This window comes from Kriegella aquimaris (assembly GCF_900103215.1).
Taxonomy (GTDB): Bacteria; Bacteroidota; Bacteroidia; order Flavobacteriales; family Flavobacteriaceae; genus Kriegella; species Kriegella aquimaris.
Window position 1 is genome coordinate 251,222 of record NZ_FNGV01000001.1, and the last position, 16,057, is coordinate 267,278.

The following is a 16,057-nucleotide window of genomic DNA, read 5'->3' on the forward strand; positions in this document are numbered from 1 at the left end:
ACTTATTGTCTTTCAGTTTTCATGCATACGTATGTAATCTTCACTTTGCGCTTACCACCGAATGTGGCTAAATACAAGAGAGACCCACCCAATGTGTTTTTATATTCCACGGAAAACAACTTCCCCGATTCACAATTTGTCTGGTCAATCGGAAATTGGATGCTTTCTGTAAATACACTTGCGGGAATCGCTTTCTTGACAACCGTGAACATTTTGTCTTTGTAGAAATCGCCCAACTTTGCCTCAGCCAATTCCTCATCTTCATGTTGATCGGGCATGGGCGTACCTTTTGTGCTGACCAACCGTACCGAATAGCACGATTGAAAGAGCAACATCATAATACAGAAACCAAGTAAACGTAGGGGTAGTTGAGAAAACTTCATGGTGTTAATTTTTGGTTTGGTCAGGTGGCCGGTTCATGGTGTAGAACAAACCAAATGCCTACAGCAATTTAAACTTTTCACCATGTTTTTAGAAAAGAGCTTGTATGAATGGTAAGGTATTCTGTATGAACTGTTATAATATGACAATTCCATTCGTCTGCCTTATTGCGCAGACCACTCCCCCAACTTCATTTTTGTTGGAAAATACTATAAAACCAGTCGGACTGCACAATTTTTAAATATGCAATCACGGTTTTATTTCCAAGTCATGCGCTGTAATCTAACCGCATTCAGAATAGCTAAAAGGGCAACACCTACATCGGCAAAGACCGCTTCCCACATGGTAGCCAATCCGCCGGCACCCATAATCAGAACAATGGCCTTGACACCAAAAGCCAATGCAATATTTTGCCAAACAATACGTCTGGTTGAACGACCAATTTTAATCGCACGTACAATTTTTGATGGTTGATCGGTCTGTATGACCACATCTGCTGTTTCAATAGCCACATCACTGCCCAAACCACCCATCGCGATACCCACATCACTTGCCGCCAAAACCGGGGCATCATTAATACCATCACCAATAAAGGCTATTTTTTCTTTGTTGTCTTTGGAAATGTTTTGTTGTTTTAAGGCTTCAACTTCGTTTAACTTATCTTCAGGCAACAGCCCTCCTTTGGCATTCGTAATGCCCAAATCTATAGCCACTTTTTGCGTAATAGAGTCTTTGTCTCCCGATAGCATTACAATATCTCTTACGCCAATTTCCCTCAATTGAACAATCATTGCTTTGGCTTCTTCCTTCAATTCGTCGGCAATAACGACATAACCGCTAAATTTATTCTCAATGGCAACTAGGACAATTGACTCGACAATTGTTTCAATTTCTTTTGGAAACTCAATATCGTTCGCTTCCATTAAAGCGCTGTTACCCACAAACACTTTTTTCCCATTAATAGTTCCTTCCAAGCCCTTTCCAGGGATTTCAGTCACGTTTTCGGCTTCATATATATTAACTAAAGGATATGCTAACAAAGCTTTGGCAATCGGATGGGTAGATTGAGCCTCTAGCGCCAGCAAATAATTCATCATTTCTTTCTCCTTATCCGTGCCCAAACTACTATCGCCGGCATTATCGAATACTTTAATTTCTTTGATTTTAAAGACCCCCTTGGTCACGGTTCCGGTTTTGTCCATGACCAGTGTTTTCACTTTGGTTATGGCATCTAAAAAGGAAGCTCCTTTAAACAAAATGCCATTTTTTGATGCAGCCCCGAGACCTCCAAAGTATCCTAAAGGAATGGAAATTACCAAAGCACATGGACACGATATTACCAAGAATATCAAAGCCCGGTACAACCAGTCTTGAAAGACGTAATCAGCCACAACTAAATAAGGAATAAGGGTCAGGCCAATTGCTAGAAACACAACGATTGGCGTATAAATGCGGGCGAACTTTCGAATAAACAATTCTGTTTTGGATTTTCTTGCCGTAGCATTCTGTACCAATTCCAAAATTCGTGCTATTGAGCTGTCTTTGAATTTTTTAGAAACTGTTACCTCGATTACATTTTCAAGGTTGATACTTCCAGCGAATACTTCTTCGTTTCTTACTAAAGTTTGCGGTTTGCTTTCCCCGGTCAAGGCGGCCGTATTGACCGTTGCTTTATCGGATTTCAGCTTTCCGTCCAGTGGAATCTTTTCCCCGGCCCGTACCTGAATTGTTTCACCAACGACAACCGTTTCAGGGTCGACACTTTCAAAGGTTCCATCTCGAAGAACGTTGGCTTCTTTTGGTCGAACATCTAAAAGTGCCTTTATATTTCCCTTTGCCTTTTTCACTGCGGCCCCTTGAAATAGTTCGCCTACCGCATAAAACAGCATAACTGCAACGCCCTCAGGGTACTCGCCAATCGCAAATGCACCGATTGTTGCAATGGACATCAATAAGAATTCCGTAAAAAAAGACCCCCTTCTAATACTTTCCCATCCCTCCTTTAAAACAGGCAGACCTACAGGCAAGTAGGCGATTACATACCAAGCTATTCTCGCCCAACCTTTAAAAAAGGGAAATACCTCAAAATAATCAAATCCTATACCGACTACCAACATTAAAAAACTGACAATGGCCGGTATATATAATTTTACATTACTCTTCTGGCTCCCCACATGATTGTGGTTATGACTATGATCATGTCCCTTTTTACTGTCTTTTTTCTGCCCTAAATCCTTTAAGTTTAGTTTTCTCTTTTTCATACAAATTTTAAAACAATAAAGGTCGCGGGAATTTTGATGCAATGGAAGTGCAATAATTGTCAATGAGGTTCTCGAGAACTAGAAAGAAAAACTATAGCGCGAGAATAAGCAATTTAAATATTGGTTGTAAAACAGGGCAGATTTCTACACTTGTTTGATGATGCGCTATAGTCCGCTACATTTATCACATATACCCTTTACGACCAAGTTCACATTTTCGGGTACAAAACCATCCGGAACCTTAAATTGAGGGATTTTATGTTTCGGTAGACAAATGGTTTGATCGCAGTTACTACAATGAAAATGTAAATGGAGGTCTTGATCGATTAAACAATTACAACCTTCTTCGCATAAGGCATATTTAGCGATACCCGTACCATCATCTATCTGATGTACAATACCATTCTCTTCAAACGTTTTTATGGTACGATAAAGGGTCGTTCTATCGGCCTTGGCAAAAGCATTCTCTATGTCGGTCAAAGCCACAGCAATTTTCTCATTTGCCATGAACTTATAAATAAGAATTCGCATTGCAGTTGGGCGAACGCTCTTTACCTCTAATGTTTCTTCTATTTTACCCATTTGTTTGTAATTCTCCGTGGTCTTGACAAGTTCAGTACTCATAATACTATTTTACAGCTCTAAATTACATAAGACTAAAAGAACGTATACCATAAGCACCATAGAAATTACATCTTATATTCTACTGCTTCTAAATAAATTAATTTACCATTGAATATTTTAAGTGAAATATTCACAAGATAATTAATTATGCTTTTTATCGATAAAACCCGCCGTATATGAGAATAAAGATGAACCCATCTTGAATTATTTTTACTTTTATATCAAAGTACGTTCCCAAAACTTGCTAACTATTTAACTATTGTATTGTGAAAAAGAAAATATTTACACCATTTGTCATAGCCCTACTCGTTTTCTGTGGTTCATGTTCGGATGACAATTTAGAGGAATATGTGAATATTCCCGAAAGCAAAGAACCAAATACAGCGCAACCGGACCAAGAAGTCATCGAGGTTGATAAGTTACCTGAATATGAGCAACGGACCGGAAACCCCAGCGTTGGATATGAATATTTGATCTCTGGCGATTATATGAGTTCGGGCATTCCTTATGACGCCTTTCTGCGGGGTTTTGGTGCCGACAATTCAAACGTACTTGGGCGAACGGGAGATAACACTGCTATTTCTTATGATTATACTGCGGTAAATGCCAGTAACGGAGTTCGGGTCGTTGCACCGAATTGTCTCCAATGCCATGCCGGAAAAATTAATGATAATCTTATCGTCGGTTTAGGAAACCATGCTGCCGATTTCACTATGAACAGGGCAGATGAGATCGGACTTTTAAATACCGCCATTTCATTTCTATACGGTGGACAAACCAGCGAAGAATGGTTGGTTTACGATCAATTTAGGAAAAGTATTGTAGCCATTGGCCCAAAAACGATTATGGAGACTATAGGGGTTAACCCTGCAGATAAAATCACCCAAGTACTTGTTGCCCATCGCGACAAGAATACCTTGGAATGGAATGATGAGCCTTATGTCACCGTTGATGACGAAGTAATACCCACCGATGTGCCTGCTTGGTGGTTGTTAAAAAAGAAAAATGCCATGTTCTATCATGCCATTGGGAGAGCCGATTTTTGCAAGTCGTTCATAGGCTCCAGTTTATTAACGCTTTCAAACAGTGTCAAGGCAGAGGAACTTGATGCAAAAATGGTAGACGTGCTCGCTTACATCAATAGTTTGGAACCTCCCCAATACCCCTATGAAATCGATACCAATTTAAGTGCGCAGGGTAAAATGATTTTCGAAACCAACTGTACTAGTTGTCATGGCACCTATGGTACTGATTCGACCTATCCGAATTTTATGGTTTCCTTGAAAACCATAGGAACGGATCCAGAACTTTCCAATCATTATACAACACCTTCCCCAGTAAACAATTATTTTTTCGATTGGTTCAATACGGGGTGGTTCGGTACAGACGAAAACCCTTTGGAAATTGTTGCGGATGGTGGATATATCGCCCCTCCCTTAGATGGCGTGTGGGCTACCGCCCCCTATTTTCATAATGGATCGGTTCCGACACTTGAAGATGTTTTAAACAGTAAACAAAGGCCTACGATTTGGAGTAGATCCTATGATAGCGCCGATTATGACCAGAATAAATTGGGCTGGAACTACACTATCGAAACTAGCAAAACGGGAAAAAACACTTACGATACTTCTTTAAAGGGATATGGCAACGGAGGACATACTTTTGGAGATGATTTCAACGACACTGAACGTAAAGCCATCCTTGAATACTTAAAGACCTTGTAGCACCGTTGGCCGTCTTCATAGGTAGCTTTCACTACTAACAGGAAACTTATCCAACCTTAGCGAAGCATTATATGGGAAGTCCGATGCTTCTCCATTGGTTTAATTTAGTGCTCGTTTTTGCGCGTAAAGGGTACAAATCGCACTGGCATTATTTCGGTTATATTAATCTTTCCATTTTTTTTGACCACCCTTACCAATTGCCTCACCCCGTTATGTGGTCCAATCGGTATGATCAGGCGGCCACCTTCCTTGAGTTGTTCTATCAATGCATTAGGTATGGATTCGGCGCCTGCTGTTACAATAATGGCATCGAACGGAGCATTTTCAGGCCATCCATGATACCCGTCTCCCAATTTTACCGAAACTGCATCGTAACCAAGTCTTTTTAACCGTTCCTTTGCCTGCTTCCAAAGAGGTTCTACAATTTCAATCGTATATACCGAGTCGATAATTTCGGCCAGTACGGCTGCTTGATATCCTGAACCTGTACCAATCTCCAACACCTTGGAATCAGGTTTTAGGTTTAACTCTTGTGTCATTGCAGCAACCATATAAGGTTGTGAAATGGTCTGGTCAAAACCTATAGAAAGTGCCCTATCGGCATAAGCCATATTGCGAATTTTTTCAGGGACAAATTCGTGTCTTAAAACCTTGCGCATTGCATTTAGGGTGGCAATATCAGATATATCCCTATCTATGAGTTGCGTTTGTACCATAACTTCTCTTTGGGCCTTATAATTGACCTGACAAAAGCCACTTACCATTAAAAAACAAAACCAAATTAAAAAGACTATACGGACCAAATCAAGCGCTTTTTCAATTAAAAGGTACTACAATAAATTCGAAAACAAAAACGCCCCTATCCGAAGATAGGGGCGTTAGTTTTTTATAAAATATTTTATAATTAATCTTTTAAAGAAATATCTTCTGTGGCTCCATTCGGATACGTAATAGTGGCCATATCATCACAACTTCCATCACCGAAACCGACCATGACCATGAGGCCATTTTTATCGACACTCATTTGACCACTAGTTAAATAGCCACAGCTTAAATTGCCTTCTAAAATTGTGCCAACGGCAACTTTATAGGTGTCTCCGTCAACCTGTAAGGTCCAATTACCATCTATACTAAAGATGCTTGTTTCTAAACTATCGCCAAAAGTAAAGCCAACAGTTTTAGTTCCGTTTTCCACAACAATGGATTCATCACCCATAACAACGGTCATATCACTGGTGACGGTAAAAACAAAAGAATTTTCCTCTGAGCTGGAATCCAAAACAAAACTCCTAGAACCACTTATTTTAATGCTTCCCACATAAAAATCAGTATAGGTGGCAGTATAAGAACCCGACTCCTCCCCTATGCCATAGACAACCGTTAACGTACCATTGACATTTTCTGTTCCATTTAAAACACAATTATCAAAAGTAGCCGTAAATCCGGTATCACTATAGGTAGCTTCATAGCATTCTGATAATTTCGCTGATTTAGCAGATTTAGCGCTAATATCATTATTCATATATAATTCAGAAATAACGCTATCTGCAATACCTGAAATGTCATCTGTTTCCAAAATAACCTTTAAATCACTTTGGGTAAGTTCTTCATCAACACCAATACTTTTTCCGTCTTCACTACAGCTCGCCAAAAAGAGGCCGATTATACCAAAGAGGATAAAACTTCTGTTCATTCTAGTAATTCGGTTCATGTTCGATTTATATTTAGGGTTATACTCGCCTAAACGCAAAGCTTCCGTTTTTAGTATTTTACCTTTCCACATTACGTCAAAACCCCAATTAAAATCGTTAAAAAACAACAGAAATTTTAGCTCGGGCATAGAAAGGACTACCTGGTGTAAAATGAATTTCTTCCACGGGAGCCGTCTCATTGAACAGTCTACTTTCGGTTGCAAACTGAGTTTCATTCCAATCGGTATCGAATAAATTTTCTACGATAATGCCCAAGGTCCAATTCTTTATCGAATAATTCAGGTTAAAATCAGTTACGAAATATCCTTCGGCCACAATGGAGTTGTCTTCGTTGGCCGGCCTATTGTCAATATAACGATAGTTCAAGCCCCCTGAAAAGTTTCCTATATCCTTAAACGAAAATCCACCAGAGGAGGTCAAGTCAGGTGATAAGGGAATGTAATCTTCCCCTTCAAGCTCTTCGGTACTTCTAGCGAATGTATAATTGACATCCCCATTAAAGTACAACCAATCGTTCAGCTGATATCTAAATCCTAAATCTGCACCATACCGTTTTGTTTTACCACTGGGCTCCACAATTCCGGCATCGCCCACATATACAAATTCTTGGTCTAGAAAAAGGCTCCAAAGGGCTGCATTGACCACTATGCGATCAGCTGGTTTTATAATGGCCCCTAAATCTGCACCGTAGGCGGCCGGAAGAATCTCTTTGCCATTGTTTGCGGTTACCACTCTGGTATCGTTTGAATGAAAACCTATACCGCTCTTGGCAAATAACTGGACATTCTTTGATGCAGCATACAGTACATTTAATTTCGGACCTAAAAAAAACTTGTCCTCACTTTTATGATCATATGTCTCTGATAGAAAATTTTCGTAATTAAATTTGAAGTAGTCCAATCGGAGGCCTGGGTTTATTGTCCATTTATTCTTTTTGTACGTAGCGTTGATAAACCCATACATGTTCAATTCGTCAATATCGCCGAAGGCCAATTGCTCTAAAGTCGTTTTTCTATTCAGTGTTCTTGATAGCTCTACATCATTAACATCGTCATATCGGAACCCTATGCCGGATTCATATTTAAATTGGGTATCATGGTCACCCGTATGAAATGAACGTTCGTAAGCGGTTTCTGCACCAATAATGGTTCGATCTTCAAATTGTTTTATTTGATCTCCATTTACCGGGTCTTCCAAAAAGAAAGTGAAGTTTGAAAAAAGTTCAAAATTATATTTTGAAACGAAGGCCTTTGATTTTAATCGGGAATGTTCATCGAGTTGCTTGCTGTGGTTGACCCATAGGTTAGACCGACTTGTATTGCCTCCTTCGGTATCATCAATAGCTCCAAACCTTCCGATTAAACCTTGATTAACAGCGCGTTCAGGAATCTGACCTGAAGCATCCCATTTACTTTGAAAATGGGAAATACTGATACTTAAATCTTGGTCTTCCCTGTTGTTATAATTGTATCGCCCCATAATGTTAAAACGATTAAAATTTTGAGGTGAATCAAAAAAACCATCGGTCAAAACCATTTCCGAAGCAATATAGGCATTGTTATAATCGTCTTCTATGACCTTGAACATACTCAATGCTCGAATTGTATTGAACTGACCTGTCTCTAGGGCAATGGAATTGTTCTTTATATTCTTTTTGGTCTTCAGATCAATATAGCCCGCCGTATTGAAGTTTCCTTTGTCGGCGTAATACGGACCTTTGCCAAAATCAATATTATCGATGGTTTCCGGAATAATAAAATGCATATCTGAATAGCCTTGGCCATGGGCATGGGAGACCATATTCACGGGGAGCCCATCAACATTTATCGCAATATCGGTTCCATGGTCAATATCAAAACCTCTCAAAAAAATCTGTTCCGCTTTGCCCCCTCCAGCATGTTGGCCGATAATGAGACCAGGTACTTTCCGCAGTATTTCTTGCGATGATTTTATAGGATTTGCTTTAACATCAACATTTACAAAGGTGCTCAACGCATTTACCTTTGAAACCAACACAACTTGCTCTAATGAAACGACCGATTCTTTAAGGGCTATTTTAATTGTACCGTCAAGGTGCTCTTCTGCAATGATTATTTGGTGGTTCGAATACCCCAAGCTATAAAAAAACACAATATCGCCAATAGATATGTCGTCAAGTTCAAAATAACCCGAAACGTTTGAATAGGTATACCCTCCTGTCGTCTTGTTATATACGCCGACCCCTTCTAAGGGTATATTATCTTCGGATACAATAGTGCCATTGAGCTCATGTGCGCTCAATAAATGGCATGCGATAAAAAATGTAAAAAATATTATATATGGTTTCATGCTTTAAAATTTAGAAGAATGGTTATCAATCACATTGTACAATGTCATCCCTTATTGGATAACCTGTTAAATGGGAAAAATAATTAGGAAAATAGAAACAGAAAGCCAGAACTTTATATTGGCGAAATGCCAGAATATTAAATTGTAAGTCTAGGCTAAAGAGTAGATTCTAGGGGGATTATACAACTGTCTATAGTAGCCCTCACTATATTCACAGGCCACTTTACTAAAACTGGTTCTTAATTTTAAGACGCAGCGTTCTGCAATGGTATACTTTGAGATTATAAAATGCTTGTCAATTTTTATTTGGGTAGTGAGCGCATCTTGAGGTTCGCCCTCATGGTTTGACGCTTTGAAAATAGAATCAAGGAAGTCGATAACCTGGTGCTTATGAACATTAACCAATTTTTCATGCGCTTCATGTTGGTGTTTGGTAAAAGAATCATGATTTGATACAGCCGCATGAGACATAACGTGACCGGGCATTTCTAAAAAATGTGAAACAGAATGCAGCACTATACCCATTTGTCTATGCATGGGAGCCAGCAAGTAACATATGCCCATAAGAACAGCTACCCCTTTTATTAAAAAGGGCCTTACGTCTTGTAATAAAGCTGCTGCTACTTGCATTTTGTTTCTGTTCGTTATTCTTTTAAAAGTTCGACCAATGTATCTTCGATATATTTCGCATACTCCGCTATCGTGGGTAGGTCGAATATTTTATTCAATGGGAAATTCATTTCGATTTCTTCATTTATTCGCGCAGTAACCCGAATGGCGGCAAGGGAATGCCCGCCCAAAGCAATAAAGTCATCATGAACACCTACCTGTTTTAAGCGAAGTACTTCTTTCCAAATAGCGGCCAAAAGCTCTTCGATTTCACCGTTTGGAGCAACAAAAGGAGTGTCCATATCCAATTGCGAACTGTTCAGCGCCCTCAAGGCCGACTTATCTATTTTTCCATTCTTTGTGAGAGGCATTTCGTCGATAAACTTAAAAAATGTTGGAACCATATATTCAGGCAATTCCTTTTTTAGGTATTCAGACAATTCTTTAGAAGCTAATCTCTTTTTACCTGTGTAATAAGCAACTAGGCGTTTCTGATTTGATTCATCTTCACCGATTTCCTGATATCCAATTTCATTGATGATTCGCTTTACTTCCTTCTCATCGATTACTTCATTTATTTCTTCGAGGGTTTCCTTGCGCGTTTTATGGCCCATACGAACATCCCAACTATAAGGAAAAGAGTAATTGCTATATCCTTTCTGTTTTTTATGCACGTAAATACCAACTTGATTGATAAGGCAATTGGTCGAACGACCTGTGTCGGTCGGTCGAACCCAATCTACCTTTTCCTTTAAATAGGTCAGCATTTCTTCCAATTTCACATCGCTATACCTATAAAAATCGATAAACTGTACTTTTTCAAAAGTCTCGTCGGTATTGAACATGGAAACATCGAGTAGGTTTTTTACGGCATCTTCTTCCTGATGGTATAATTTTCGAGCTTCGAGAATGGTTTTATCGATGGTACTGACATCTACATTTTTATCCCAGAACAATTCTTCGGTCAACCGAGTCTCAAAAAATTGTCCTCTTGAGAGCCCAGTAACCACAAACGGAATCTGTTTATCCAATGCAATCTGGGTACTTAAGGTATAAATTGTTTTAAAACAGCCATTGCAAACATTTTGGTGACGGTTAAGACTATCTACAAAAATTTTATTCATGTACTCTGTCGTGCCATAAATATGGTCAACACCCAATTTCTGAACGATTTTATCGATGTTGCCTTTTGCTTGATCTGAAATGTACCCATTGTCTAATGTGAAAGCCAATACCTTTAGCCCCATACCTATAAGTTGTGCTAAAATATAGGTACTATCTTTACCGCCGCTTAAAAGCGAAAGACAATCGTAATTGGGATTTTTACCTCGCTTTGAGATCAAAATATCCCTAAGTTCATCAGTAGTCTTAAAATACCGTTGTGCCTCGTCTTTGTATCCTTTAAAGGCATTGCATAAATGGCATACCCCGTTTTCATCGAAATCAGTATTCGGATAATTGGAAGGCAGCCCGCACTCTGTACAGTTAATCACTTCGTTTTCTGAAACTGACTTTTCATTCTCTATCAGCACAACGGCAGCATTTGTGATTTCCTCATGACCCAACATATTTGCCTCGATATCCGACGGTTCTATACGGAACCCTCGAAGTTTTACCTGGTCGTCTGCTCTTCCCAAATATTCCAGCTCTCCATACGAGTTCTCTCGAGCCAAGTCACCTGTACGATATACTTTTGTGCCCTTTAAAAAAGGATTTTTAATAAACTTATCTTCGGTCAAAGATGGTAGATTGGCATAACCTTCAGCTAGCCCAGTTCCTCCCAAATAAAGTTCGCCAATTACTCCTTTAGGAACCAAATTTTTATAAGAATCTAAAATATAGGCATGCATATTGTCAATGGGCGTACCTATGGGCACCGATACGTCTTTGTGTTTATTACTATCAAATTGGGCTACTATACAGCCTACCGTTGCTTCCGTTGGTCCGTATTCGTTATATATCTTTAGCCCTTTACCAAATGTTTTTTGTGTATTGGCTGCCAGATTTGCTTTAAAGTCTTCACCCCCAACAATCATGGTGTTTATCTTTGAATGGGATAAGTCAGTGCCCTGCAGTAAAGCAAGATGGGAAGGAGTCAACTTTATACTGTTCACTTTGTTGTCGGCCAATACTTCCATCAAAGAAATATCAGGACCCTGACCTGATTCTTTATAGATGATAACCTCCCCTCCAGTCAATAATGGAAGAAAGGTCGATGTAATTGTAAGGTCGAATCCGATGGATGTAAATAATGGAAATATGAATTTATCACCAGTGGTATAAGCTTTTTTGGCCCAATTCAAATAATTGAAAATAGCGCATTGAGAAATCAGAACACCTTTCGGGTTACCAGTAGAGCCAGAGGTATAAATTACATACGCAATATCTGACGGACCTATTACTATTTTGGTATCTATACCACTTTGATTTTTAATGGATTCCGATAATAAATTTAAATCAATAGTTTCAATATCTACACTCTTGATATTATTCTTTAATTGGGTGTCGGTCAATAGCAATGCACAACCTGAATCCTCTAAAATAAAAGCCACGCGTTGTGATGGTTGATCGGAAGGAATGGGAATAAAAGTACCTCCAGATTTGAGTATCGCTAGAACACCGATGATGTACTCAGGACTCCTTTCAAGATAAAGTGCCACAGAAGTACCCTTTCCAATACCTTTCGTAACTAAAAATGAAGCGAGTTGATTTGCTCTTTCATTAATATCGGCATAGGTATAAATTTCCTTTTTATGACGCAGGGCGATATCATTCGGATTGGAATTTTGTATTTTGTTAAATTGATCAATAAGAGATATGAACGCATCCAAATCTGTTTTACCTTCGGAATTAGTATTTAGCTTTTCGCTATCTGATAATAGTTCAGGCCGGTCGATGGGTTGGTAGATATTTCCCAAAAAGGCATCGACCAAATTTAGAAAGTGATGGGGTGCCCTTGAAATTAAATCTTCATCAAAAATAGCACGGTTGTAATCAAAAAGAACTTCAATTTCCCCCGTTGCATCAAAATCTACAATATGACAACGCATTTGATGCGTGACATCAATATGTTCGCTAGGAATCCATTCTGTTTTGGTAGGAAATCCACAGAAATCAGGGAAGCCCGTATGAATGTAATTCAGAATGGTGCTAAAACTTCGGTTTATTTCGGAAGTGGCCATTCCAGGCTTGGCATATTTCAAATAATTATTGGTTTCCAACTTAACCCGTTGCAATACGGAATTGAACGTATCGCTTTCCAAAATCTCGGAAACTAATGGGAAAATCTGAATAAAACAGCCCACTGTTTTTTGAAATTGTTTAGTGGCCCTGTTGTGATTGGGAGCACCTATGGACAACGTTCGCTGGCCGCTCACGCGATACAAATAAACGAAAAGCAGGCTTGAAAAGATATTAAATAAGGTGAGGTGTGGTGTCCAACTACGAATCGCGGGATTTTGTGCTATTTCTCGAAGCCTTTGCGAACGTTCGAACCCCAATTCTAGGAAAACCCTGGTAGATTTTGTTTTATCAAATTTGTTGTAAACACCATATAATTCCGGTTGTTTTTTAATAGTTTTTATCCGTTCTGCCCAATAATTCTTGATATTCTCGTTTTTTGGATTCTTTTGAAACACTTTTTCAAAATGGACATATTCTGTAAATAGAGGTGTTGGCTCAATTTCTTCTAAATTATTTTCAATGATTCCCGTATAACATTTACTGGTTGATTCGAAAATCGTCTTTAACGAAACAACGTCTATAACCAAATGATGAATATTGAGCAACCAAATATACTTTCTAACCGGGGATTTCACCAGTATCGAATCGAAAATACATTTTGAAATATCGATTTCTTTTAGGCTCCTTTCCTGCAAATAAGCTTTAACGCCTGCATCGCTTTCCATAGCGAGGTCGATAAATTCCAAACCGTTCGATATTTTACTTAGTACGGTCTGATAAGGAATTCCTTCTTTTTCAAAAAAGACAGTTCTAAGGGCATCTATTTTAGAAACAACTTGTCTAAAAGCCTCTTTAAAAACTTCAGGATCAATTTCACCATCAATTTCAAATGAATATGCAGTGTTGTGCAAGGGGACATCTGGATTTAATTTTTGTCCAGTCCACAATGACATTTGTCCTTGGCTGAGTTCAATATGGTTGCTATCCGTGTTGTCCATAGTTGTTATACTATTGTTCGCCTTTTTTTTTAGAAAGAAATTCTAAAATATGTGCCAAAGTCATAAAATTCTCAACAACCATATCCTCTGCAGGAATAGTTACCTGAAATTCTTGCTCTAGATATGAAATAAGTCGTATCATTCCCATTGAATCAATAATTCCGCTTCCTAAAAGGTCTTCCTGTTCGCCAAGATTGTCCAATGGTTCGTTTGCAATTTCCTGCTTTATATAGTTGGCTATTTTTGCTATCATATTTCTTTGGCTAAAAGCATTTTTGTAATCTCGGTGCGGCTTATTTTTCCCGATCCCGTTCTTGGAAAATCTTCCCTGAATTTTATAGTTTCCGGGATGGCATAGGCAGGTAAATAAGGCTTGCAAAAGGTCATCATGGAAGCAGCATCGATTTTAGAACCGTCCATGGGTCGCACCACGGCAATTAGTTCCTTAACTCCAGTATCCCTCTCAACGACAACAACAGCTACCTCCTTCACTTCTTCATGTTTAAGAAAGGTAAGTTCGATTTCATCAAGTTCAAGTCGATACCCCCTTACTTTTACTTGTCTGTCGTTTCTACCGTGGAACAAGTAATCTCCGGCTTCATTTTCCTGAGCTAAATCTCCAGTTTTATAAAATACATGTTCATAGCCTTCCGCTATTTTTTCTTTATAAAGCGATTTTTCGGTCAATTCCCTATTTTTCCAATACCCCTTCATCATTGTGGCCGTGCGTACGACCAGTTCGCCTATCTCGCCTCGCTGCACTTCTATACCACAGCTATTTATGATTTTACATTCGGTATTGCCCCAAACCTTGCCTATAGGAATCGGGTCGTCGGTTTTAGGTGGCATATTCAAGTGGTAGTATGTACACGCAATCACTTCGACAGGGCCATACAGGTTGCTGAACGTTGCCTGCGGCCATTTTTCCATTAAGGCTCTGAGATGTTTTGTTATAAAAACTTCACCTATAAACAATACCCATCGCAATGAGCTAAAATCATGGTTCTCGATATTTCCCTTTAATAATGTCTGTATCAGCATCAATGGAACCGAATACCAAATCGTTATTTTTTCTTTTTCGACCAATGCCGATAGACTTGCGGGAAATTTTAAATGTGCATCGGGAATAATTATGGTAGTGGACAAAGACAATGGTGCCGAGAAGTATCCAAACGTTGAAGGGTCAAAGTGAAGGGGAGCAAAATTTCCAACCCTATCATCAGGACCGAAATTGTACAAATCTGCAGCGAGCCTGGCCAAAGCCAGCCCACTTTGATGTGTATGCATAACCCCTTTTGGCGTTCCTGTAGAACCAGAGGTATAAAGTATAAAGGCCAAATCTTGTTCTAAAATCCAAACTGGCTTATAATTTTCCAAAGAAAGGGCAAAAATAGAATCCCAAGAAATACTAGTAGCTCCAACATCTTCGGAAGTACCTACAACTGATTTTATAGAAGGTGCTTCAGTAGCAATATTTTTAATTTTTCTGTTTTGTGCCGGTGTTGTGACCAGATGTTCCATTTCACAATCCTCAACCATAAACAATATTCTTGAAATAGGAATAAAGGGATCCAAGGGAATATATGCGGCTCCTGCCTTTAATATACCATATACTGCAACAGTAGTTTCAAGACAACGGTTCATGTAAATACCGATACGGTCGCCTTTTTTTACACCCGCCCGAATAAAATACTGAGCCAGTTGATTTGATTTTTTTTCAAGATCCCCATACGCTATAAATTCATCGATACACCGAAAAGCTTGTTTTTTCGGCGCCCTTTCGGCAGCATATTGAATTATCTGTGCTAAGTTGTAAATCATATTGTAAGAAGAAATAAGCTATGGAAGCAATACCAAAAATTTTATTTTGTTTAATAAAAATACATATAAATTAAACAATATAAAAAACTTGAGTATATTTGGTTAGTATAAATTGGTCATTATTGATAGCTAAATCGGTATCATGTCACATCATAATTTTTATTTTATTTACGCACGTGTGCATTTTTATGCAAGCCATCTATATCGCAATAGTTTTCATTATTACGATTTAAATAAATTGGTGCTTGAAACTCCGAATTTTTAGAAATCCATTTCAAATAAACCGCTATGCTAAAGGTAAACCAAGTTTATTTCGTATTCAAAAAAAAAAGATGTTCATGAACAGACAATTTATGAAAATCATCGAAAAATTTAGTGATTACCAAGAAATATCATCTAAATATTGAGATATTTAT

11 protein-coding genes are annotated in these 16,057 nt (G+C 38.6%); 1 reads left to right on the plus strand and 10 read right to left on the minus strand.

From position 1 onward, the window contains the following. Nucleotides 1-2: 2 nt before the first annotated feature. The 3 genes from BLS33_RS01125 to BLS33_RS01135 form a co-directional block, all read right to left on the minus strand. The gene (locus BLS33_RS01125) at nt 3-383 is read right to left on the minus strand and encodes a hypothetical protein (RefSeq protein WP_143017554.1); all 381 of its coding nucleotides are present in this window, start codon (nt 381-383) and stop codon (nt 3-5) included. Between the two features lie 255 nt (nt 384-638). Further along, the gene (locus tag BLS33_RS01130; protein WP_089884445.1) at nt 639-2,642 is read right to left on the minus strand and encodes a heavy metal translocating P-type ATPase; all 2,004 of its coding nucleotides are present in this window, start codon (nt 2,640-2,642) and stop codon (nt 639-641) included. A 165-nt stretch (nt 2,643-2,807) separates the two neighbouring features. Next, a complete protein-coding gene (locus tag BLS33_RS01135) occupies nt 2,808-3,224 on the minus strand; it encodes a Fur family transcriptional regulator (protein ID WP_089886133.1) in 417 nt (138 codons plus the stop codon). A 308-nt stretch (nt 3,225-3,532) separates the two neighbouring features. Between BLS33_RS01135 and BLS33_RS01140 the strand changes: the two genes are divergently transcribed. Continuing rightward, nucleotides 3,533-4,990: a c-type cytochrome gene (locus tag BLS33_RS01140; RefSeq protein WP_089884447.1), complete on the plus strand. Its 1,458-nt coding sequence runs from the start codon at nt 3,533-3,535 to the stop codon at nt 4,988-4,990. 104 nt (nt 4,991-5,094) lie between these two features. On the opposite strand, the gene BLS33_RS01145 is transcribed toward BLS33_RS01140, so the two are convergent. From BLS33_RS01145 to BLS33_RS01175, 7 genes are all read right to left on the minus strand, one after another. Continuing rightward, on the minus strand, nt 5,095-5,706 hold the full coding sequence (locus BLS33_RS01145) for a protein-L-isoaspartate(D-aspartate) O-methyltransferase (protein WP_245731237.1): 612 nt from the start codon (nt 5,704-5,706) through the stop codon (nt 5,095-5,097). 188 nt (nt 5,707-5,894) lie between these two features. Further along, nucleotides 5,895-6,830, minus strand: coding sequence for a hypothetical protein (locus tag BLS33_RS01150; RefSeq protein WP_089884451.1), 936 nt, complete (start codon nt 6,828-6,830; stop codon nt 5,895-5,897). Continuing rightward, nucleotides 6,799-9,030, minus strand: a complete 2,232-nt coding sequence (locus tag BLS33_RS01155; RefSeq protein WP_089884453.1) for a TonB-dependent receptor — start codon at nt 9,028-9,030, stop codon at nt 6,799-6,801. The genes BLS33_RS01150 and BLS33_RS01155 overlap by 32 nt, the downstream gene beginning before the upstream one ends. Nucleotides 9,031-9,180: 150 nt before the next feature. After that, entirely contained in the window at nt 9,181-9,660 is a 480-nt protein-coding gene (locus BLS33_RS01160; protein ID WP_089884455.1) for a hypothetical protein, read from the minus strand. A 14-nt stretch (nt 9,661-9,674) separates the two neighbouring features. Beyond that, nucleotides 9,675-13,820, minus strand: a complete 4,146-nt coding sequence (locus tag BLS33_RS01165; RefSeq protein WP_089884457.1) for a non-ribosomal peptide synthetase — start codon at nt 13,818-13,820, stop codon at nt 9,675-9,677. A 10-nt stretch (nt 13,821-13,830) separates the two neighbouring features. Beyond that, nucleotides 13,831-14,073, minus strand: a complete 243-nt coding sequence (locus BLS33_RS01170; RefSeq protein ID WP_089884459.1) for an acyl carrier protein — start codon at nt 14,071-14,073, stop codon at nt 13,831-13,833. Then, nucleotides 14,070-15,641 carry an amino acid adenylation domain-containing protein gene (locus BLS33_RS01175; RefSeq protein ID WP_089884461.1) on the minus strand — a complete coding sequence of 524 codons (1,572 nt, stop codon included), beginning with the start codon at nt 15,639-15,641 and terminating at the stop codon, nt 14,070-14,072. The genes BLS33_RS01170 and BLS33_RS01175 overlap by 4 nt, the downstream gene beginning before the upstream one ends. Nucleotides 15,642-16,057: the final 416 nt, after the last annotated feature.

Excerpts from the sequence above, each read along its gene's own strand:
- BLS33_RS01165 (WP_089884457.1), bottom strand. The coding sequence starts at position 13,820 with ATGGACAACACGGATAGCAACCATATTGAACTCAGCCAAGGACAAATG.
- BLS33_RS01155 (WP_089884453.1), bottom strand. The coding sequence starts at position 9,030 with ATGAAACCATATATAATATTTTTTACATTTTTTATCGCATGCCATTTA.
- BLS33_RS01135 (WP_089886133.1), bottom strand. The coding sequence starts at position 3,224 with ATGGGTAAAATAGAAGAAACATTAGAGGTAAAGAGCGTTCGCCCAACT.
- BLS33_RS01145 (WP_245731237.1), bottom strand. The coding sequence starts at position 5,706 with ATGGTACAAACGCAACTCATAGATAGGGATATATCTGATATTGCCACC.
- BLS33_RS01170 (WP_089884459.1), bottom strand. The coding sequence starts at position 14,073 with ATGATAGCAAAAATAGCCAACTATATAAAGCAGGAAATTGCAAACGAA.
- BLS33_RS01175 (WP_089884461.1), bottom strand. The coding sequence starts at position 15,641 with ATGATTTACAACTTAGCACAGATAATTCAATATGCTGCCGAAAGGGCG.
- BLS33_RS01160 (WP_089884455.1), bottom strand. The coding sequence starts at position 9,660 with ATGCAAGTAGCAGCAGCTTTATTACAAGACGTAAGGCCCTTTTTAATA.
- BLS33_RS01125 (WP_143017554.1), bottom strand. The coding sequence starts at position 383 with ATGAAGTTTTCTCAACTACCCCTACGTTTACTTGGTTTCTGTATTATG.
- BLS33_RS01150 (WP_089884451.1), bottom strand. The coding sequence starts at position 6,830 with ATGCCCGAGCTAAAATTTCTGTTGTTTTTTAACGATTTTAATTGGGGT.
- BLS33_RS01130 (WP_089884445.1), bottom strand. The coding sequence starts at position 2,642 with ATGAAAAAGAGAAAACTAAACTTAAAGGATTTAGGGCAGAAAAAAGAC.